The organism is Psychromonas hadalis ATCC BAA-638 (assembly GCF_000420245.1).
GTDB lineage: Bacteria > Pseudomonadota > Gammaproteobacteria > Enterobacterales > Psychromonadaceae > Psychromonas > Psychromonas hadalis.
Genome location: NZ_ATUO01000241.1, coordinates 1 through 3,516, shown reverse-complemented (window position 1 = coordinate 3,516; position 3,516 = coordinate 1). Strand labels below are relative to the sequence as shown.

At 37.6% G+C, this 3,516-nt stretch carries 5 protein-coding genes; 2 read left to right on the top strand and 3 right to left on the bottom strand.

The window, feature by feature from the left end:
• Positions 1-208: 208 nt before the first annotated feature.
• Both G322_RS21985 and G322_RS0118115 read right to left on the bottom strand, forming a co-directional pair.
• Positions 209-736, bottom strand: a complete 528-nt coding sequence (locus G322_RS21985) for an AraC family ligand binding domain-containing protein (RefSeq protein ID WP_022943101.1) — start codon at positions 734-736, stop codon at positions 209-211.
• A 12-nt stretch (positions 737-748) separates the two neighbouring features.
• Positions 749-1,354 carry a LysE family translocator gene (locus G322_RS0118115; protein WP_022943100.1) on the bottom strand — a complete coding sequence of 202 codons (606 nt, stop codon included), beginning with the start codon at positions 1,352-1,354 and terminating at the stop codon, positions 749-751.
• 226 nt (positions 1,355-1,580) lie between these two features.
• Between G322_RS0118115 and G322_RS24945 the strand changes: the two genes are divergently transcribed.
• Entirely contained in the window at positions 1,581-1,796 is a 216-nt protein-coding gene (locus tag G322_RS24945; protein ID WP_084683788.1) for a helix-turn-helix domain-containing protein, read from the top strand.
• 224 nt (positions 1,797-2,020) lie between these two features.
• Positions 2,021-2,791, top strand: coding sequence for an ElyC/SanA/YdcF family protein (locus G322_RS0118110; RefSeq protein WP_022943099.1), 771 nt, complete (start codon positions 2,021-2,023; stop codon positions 2,789-2,791).
• Between the two features lie 42 nt (positions 2,792-2,833).
• Here the strand turns inward: G322_RS0118110 and G322_RS0118105 are convergent, their stop codons facing one another.
• Positions 2,834-3,016, bottom strand: a complete 183-nt coding sequence (locus G322_RS0118105; protein WP_022943098.1) for a DUF1737 domain-containing protein — start codon at positions 3,014-3,016, stop codon at positions 2,834-2,836.
• Between the last annotated feature and the right edge of the window lie 500 nt (positions 3,017-3,516).

Genomic DNA, 3,516 nt, shown 5'->3' with positions numbered 1-3,516 from the left:
GCTTAATATAATGATCAGGTTTTACGCAGGGTAAATGACTAAGGTCAAGGCGCATGATTGAGTAATAGCCGGCTATTGCGATTGAATGCAACGCAGATATTAGTAATTTAAACCAGTAAAAACGATCAGTTACTTAGGCAGATTGGTATTAAACCCGATTCTTTTGCTAAATCATTTAACGAGTGGTTAATATTTAACTGGTCTGATATTAACTCTTTAACTCTTTAACTCTACGGATATTCAATGAATCAGGTTTTTCTAATTCTTTAACTAAGAAATATTGTTGTAGATATTGCATCAGTAGACTTTCAGCAACAAGTTGATTTGGCTCCCTTAACAGACTCGTAAATAAAATATGAAACTGCTGATATGCTTGTGCTGAACGATTTAAAATATCAGAAAATGGCAGATGATCTCTCTGTTCAATGCCCAACATCTCAGATTGCAATCGGATCACCCAATCTATATCTACAAACAACATGCGATATGACCAGTCACCTAATATGGGATTACATGAATGCACATCATGAGGGTTGATGGTGACAGTATCACCAACACCAATTCGATTGTGTCGATGTAAATTATGGTAGTCAGCAATACCTGAATCAATCACACCAAAGGAAAATTCATCATGCGAGTGAGCATGATAACAAGCGGCTGATAAAGAAGCTTGACGCATTTCAACAAAAGGCAACACTTCGCTTTTTTTGAAAAACACGGTTTTATCTTGTTTCATCCAAGGCCTCTATTAATGGCTAAATAATATTAAAAATACTGTACCACTCAACATCAACCCCATCAAAATATTAAACCCTATCTGGCGATTTTTCGTTGATAAAAGGCCTTGAATACTGTGTCCAATAGCAGCCCAAGTCGATATTCCAAGTAAGCATACCGTAAAAGAGATAAGGCAGAAAATGAACAAATAAAGTGTCGCTTGCGAATGAGCAGTGACAAACAAACTAACTCCCGACATGGAAACTAACCAAGCTTTAGGATTCAAGCCTTGCGCCAATGCTCCTTCAATCAATGAAGGGGGCTGTTTTCCTGTTAATATTTTCTCAGAAAAAATAGGCACAGAAGTGGCTATTTTATAAGCCATACACAGTAAAAATACACTGCCCACATACCGAAGCACATGACTTACTTCTGGGAAGCTCGCTAATGTACTATTTAAACCAAGACCAACCATAAATACAATTAAGGTATAAGCGACTGTTGCGCCCAATACATGTGGAATGGTTCGCCTAAAACCAAAAACAGCCCCTGAGCCTGTGGCAATAATATTAACTGGACCAGGAGATATCGCGCCAATCAGTGCAAAAATAAACATGGATATAATCGCTGTTAACATAAAAAACTCGTCTCTTGAATGTGTATAAAGTAATTACAATGTTTCACAATATACACAAGAAAAAAGAGACGTTATTGAACAAAATTGCGGTTTACTCAATAAACTTTAGAGCTAAAAACTATAATTTGGTAAACAGCATTAGCTTTGGAAATATTAAACATTCTATCATTTCTAGTTCCAATATCGTCTCAATAGGATCGGGCAATAAGCCATTAGATAAGATTCAATCCCTCATCCCCACAGTTCAAACCTTCTAGCGCGTCAAAGTATTTGGCAGACACCAAGAGAAACTGAAGTTATTAACGGGTGTACTGCAGGAAAAAGCGACTGGGAAACATGCCAAATTATGGAAAGATCAGAACGAACGGTTAAATTCCACATGAAGAACATCTGCCAGAAACTTGATGCTTTAAATAAATTTCAAGCGATAGCATGGCAATGAGTTTAGGGCTCACATAGCTGTAATTCATTGATTCTATTTTATACTTTAATACCAATAAGCAGAGCAAGTTGAGGGTAAACACATGATCGTTCAATGGTATAACCTTAAGCCAGATGCTAACATCTTATCATCACGTAGGTTTAATCCTGAGCAGTGACTGCCTATTTACTCAAATTACAAGCAAAATGGTACAACGTCTCTACACATTTTATACGGATAATTAGATGTCATTTTTACTAAAAAAATGGATAGGTGGATTGTTAATGCCCCTACCACTGTTTCTTTCTCTTTTTTTGATCGCACTTATTTTACTCTTTTTTACCCGCAAACAAAAAATCGCAAAGCTATTATTAGTGTGTAGTTTTACTTTTATTTTTGTGCTGAGCTTAATGCCTGTTGCAGAAAAGATGACACATGCGCTTGAGCGTAAACATCTGCCTATTTTGCAATTAGATAGCAACCAAGCGTTCGATTATATTCTGCTGCTCGGCTCTGGAGGCATTGCTGATCCTAGTCTACCCGTCAACAGCCAGCTTTCGACGGTTGCTAATAATCGTTTTATGGAAGCGCTACGACTTTACCAGAGTAACCCGAACGCAACACTGGTGGTGTCAGGATCTGGTTTTGGCGATCTTAAATCACATGCACAGATGCTCCAAGAACTCGCTGTTATTATGGGTATTGCAGTAGAAAATATTATTCGCTTAGATAAAAGCCTCGATACTGATGATGAAGCTAAAAAGATGTCTGAGATCATACGCGGTAAAAAATCAGTATTAGTCACCTCAGCAAGCCATATGGACAGAGCATTAAACCTTTTTTACAAATATGGCACAGCACCCATCGCGGCGCCTACTCATTTTAGAGCTAAAAATCGTATTGGAGAAATACCAAGCTATTATTACATCCCAAGTGCTTATCAACTTGATAAAACACGGGCTGCGTGGCATGAGTATTTAGGCAGGTTACAGAGCTGGATAAAACGACTTTTTTGATAGAACGGGAGAGAGCTTATCTCCCGTTAAGGGGGCGATATATTAAACCAGTTGGGGTCCTTGTTTAATAACCGCTTGTGCAACGACCATATGCTCGCCATTAAACGCGATAGAGGGAGAGCCATATAACTCATAACCTTCCGCTAATAGTTTAGTGATACGGTAACAAAATTCTGCATCATCTTTACCTGTTACCAGCTTATAGTTTTCTGTTTTTTGTAGCATAGTTTGTTTCCCTATTTAGTGATCGTTACACAACAACTTGCGCTAAATTGTTTTCAAAAAGCCTGAAATGACGGGTTATGTTGAAAACAAAAGCGCAAGTAATTTTGAAGCCGATCCTTAGTGAGTAATTCAATTCCTACATCTATACCCATGATACTTCAAGATGCAAAGTCAGCAAGGTAATACCAATTACATTAAGTATGTGATCTAAATTTTCCGCAGGGAAAACAGCTTAATTCAAGGCGTAAGTTGACGTAAATGGTTGTTCCTTTTACGAAAATTACAACGCGGAAGTGAGTTGTTTTAACCAGTAAAATAGATCAGCTATTTACTGTTATTGGTACAACATGGGTATAGAATACGGCCAACCTACTGATAGAAAAAATCAAACAAACTGAAACTGTGAATTGTCCCCCTCAAAGCATGAAAAAACGCCACCTTTAACGCCATTTTTGTGAGTAAAAACCGATATGATTATTTTCTAAACAGATTGTTGGAAG